Origin of the sequence: Brachybacterium sp. HMSC06H03, assembly GCF_001807385.1 — a bacterium.
GTDB lineage: Bacteria > Actinomycetota > Actinomycetes > Actinomycetales > Dermabacteraceae > Brachybacterium > Brachybacterium conglomeratum.
This window is the reverse complement of sequence record NZ_KV788650.1, coordinates 1-3026: the sequence shown is the minus strand read 5'-3', so window position 1 is coordinate 3026 and position 3026 is coordinate 1. Positions and strand designations below refer to the sequence as shown.

1 rRNA gene is annotated in these 3026 nt (G+C 56.7%); it reads left to right on the top strand.

Annotation, left to right across the window (positions count from 1 at the left end):
• Window positions 1-313 precede the first annotated feature (313 nt).
• Window positions 314-3026: ribosomal RNA gene (locus tag HMPREF3159_RS01375) — 23S ribosomal RNA — on the top strand; the annotation flags it as partial.

Sequence of the window (3026 nt, the reverse complement as noted above, 5' to 3'; positions counted from 1 at the left end):
CATCGTCGTCTGCGAGTGTCAGGCGGGTGGTTGCTCAAGGGTGGAACATCGATGGATGGGCACTTCATCTGCTGCGCTGATCGCTAGTACTCCTTCGGGATGGAACGTGTGAGGGCATCGGGTTCGAGGTGGAGACACGCTATTGGGTTGTGAGGCTGCACGCAGCTCCCTTCGTGGGGGTGTGTGGCTGGTCCCCCCGACCATGACTGTCGTGATGGATGGTGGTGGTGGGTGTGGGGTTGTTTCTTGAGAACTGTATAGTGGACGCGAGCATCTTGTAAGCAATTTTTAAGCGCAAAGTGTCTTTGTGTTGCCGTAAGTTTTAAAGGGCGCACGGTGGATGCCTTGGCACAAGGAGCCGACGAAGGACGTGGGAGTCTGCGTTAAGCCTCGGGGAGTTGACAACCGAACTGTGATCCGAGGATGTCCGAATGGGGAAACCCACCACGAGTCATGTCGTGGTACCCGCTGCTGAATGTATAGGCAGTGTGGAGGGAACGCGGGGAAGTGAAACATCTCAGTACTCGCAGGAAGAGAAAACAAATAGTGATTCCGTGAGTAGTGGCGAGCGAAAGCGGAGGAGGCTAAACCTGGTCTGTGTGATACCCGGCAGGGGTTGCAGGTCAGGGGTTGTGGGACGTGTCTGTGGGGTCTGCCGGCCTTGCGACGTGTACGCGCAGTGGTAGTCGAAGCCGTGGTGAGTGCGGTGGCGTAGAGGGTGTGACCCCCGTAGACGAAACCAGTGCGTGGCGTGACGCTGTTCCCGAGTAGGACCGGGCCCGTGAAATCCGGTGTGAATCTGCCAGGACCACCTGGTAAGCCTGAATACTACCTTGTGACCGATAGCGGACAAGTACCGTGAGGGAAAGGTGAAAAGCACCCCGGGAGGGGAGTGAAATAGTACCTGAAACCGTGCGCTTACAATCCGTCGGAGCCTTGAGGGGTGACGGCGTGCCTTTTGAAGAATGAGCCTGCGAGTTAGTGGTCGGTGGCGAGGTTAACCCGTGTGGGGTAGCCGTAGCGAAAGCGAGTCTGAACGGGGCGTTCAGTCGCCGGCTCTAGACCCGAAGCGAAGTGATCTATCCATGGGCAGTGTGAAGCGCGGGTAAGACCGCGTGGAGGCGCGAACCCACTTCAGTTGAAAATGGAGGGGATGACCTGTGGATAGGGGTGAAAGGCCAATCAAACTTCGTGATAGCTGGTTCTCCCCGAAATGCATTTAGGTGCAGCGTTGCGTGTTTCGTGCCGGAGGTAGAGCACTGGATAGGCGATGGGCCCCACCGGGTTACTGACCTTAGCCAAACTCCGAATGCCGGTACGTGAGAGCGCAGCAGTGAGACTGTGGGGGATAAGCTTCATAGTCGAGAGGGAAACAGCCCAGAACATCAGCTAAGGCCCCTAAGCGTGTGCTAAGTGGAAAAGGATGTGGAGTTGCTGAGACAACCAGGAGGTTGGCTTAGAAGCAGCCACCCTTGAAAGAGTGCGTAATAGCTCACTGGTCAAGTGATTCTGCGCCGACAATGTAGCGGGGCTCAAGCACACCGCCGAAGCTGTGTCACTCCAACGTGTGTTGGGGTGGGTAGGGGAGCGTCGTGCAGCCGGTGAAGCCGCGGGGGAACCCAGTGGTGGAGGCTGTACGAGTGAGAATGCAGGCATGAGTAGCGAAAGACGGGTGAGAAACCCGTCCGCCGATTGATCAAGGGTTCCAGGGCCAGGTTTATCCGCCCTGGGTTAGTCGGGACCTAAGGCGAGGCCGACAGGCGTAGTCGATGGACATCGGGTTGATATTCCCGAACCGATCGTAGGAGGACCCATACCGAGGCGGCTGATGCTAACCACCCGAGCTGTCACCGCACCCTTCGGGGTGTGGATGGTGGTGAGGCTGGGAACCAAGGTCGTAGTAGGTCAGCGCGTGGGATGACGCAGAGAGGTAGCTTCCGCGGACTTAATGGAATAGTCCGTCTAAGCGTGCAGCCCGGTCCCGGGTAATGCTGGGGCCATGAGGGTGAGACGTGATGGGGATCCCGTATGGGCGTAGGTGAGTGATCCTGTACTGCCTAGAAAAGTTCCGGCGTGACGAATACGGTCGCCCGTACCCTAAACCGACTCAGGTGATCAGGTAGAGAATACCGAGGCGTTCGAGAGAATCGTGGTTAAGGAACTCGGCAAAATGCCCCCGTAACTTCGGGAGAAGGGGGGCCCGATCCGTGAAAGCGGAGAGGGCCGCAGAGACCAGGGAGAAGCGACTGTTTACTAAAAACACAGGTCCGTGCGAAGTCGTAAGACGCTGTATACGGACTGACGCCTGCCCGGTGCTGGAAGGTTAAGAGGACCGGTTAGAGCTCTTCGGAGTTCGAAGCTGAGAATTTAAGCCCCAGTAAACGGCGGTGGTAACTATAACCATCCTAAGGTAGCGAAATTCCTTGTCGGGTAAGTTCCGACCTGCACGAATGGCGTAACGACTTCTCCACTGTCTCAACCGCGAACTCGGCGAAATTGCATTACGAGTAAAGATGCTCGTTACGCGCAGCAGGACGGAAAGACCCCGGGACCTTTACTATAGTTTGATATTGGTGTTCGGGACGGCTTGTGTAGGATAGGTGGGAGACTGGGAAGCATTCACGCCAGTGAGTGTGGAGTCGTCGTTGAAATACCACTCTGGTCGTTCTGGATTCCTAACCTCGGTCCGTGATCCGGATCAGGGACAGTGTCTGATGGGTAGTTTAACTGGGGCGGTTTGCCTCCTAAAGAGTAACGGAGGCGCTCAAAGGTTCCCTCAGCCTGGTTGGCAATCAGGTGTTGAGTGTAAGTGCACAAGGGAGCTTGACTGCGAGACAGACATGTCGGGCAGGTGCGAAAGCAGGAACTAGTGATCCGGCACCTCATTGTGGAATGGGTGTCGCTCAACGGATAAAAGGTACCCCGGGGATAACAGGCTGATCTTGCCCAAGAGCTCATATCGACGGCATGGTTTGGCACCTCGATGTCGGCTCGTCGCATCCTGGGGCTGGAGTTGGTCCCAAGGG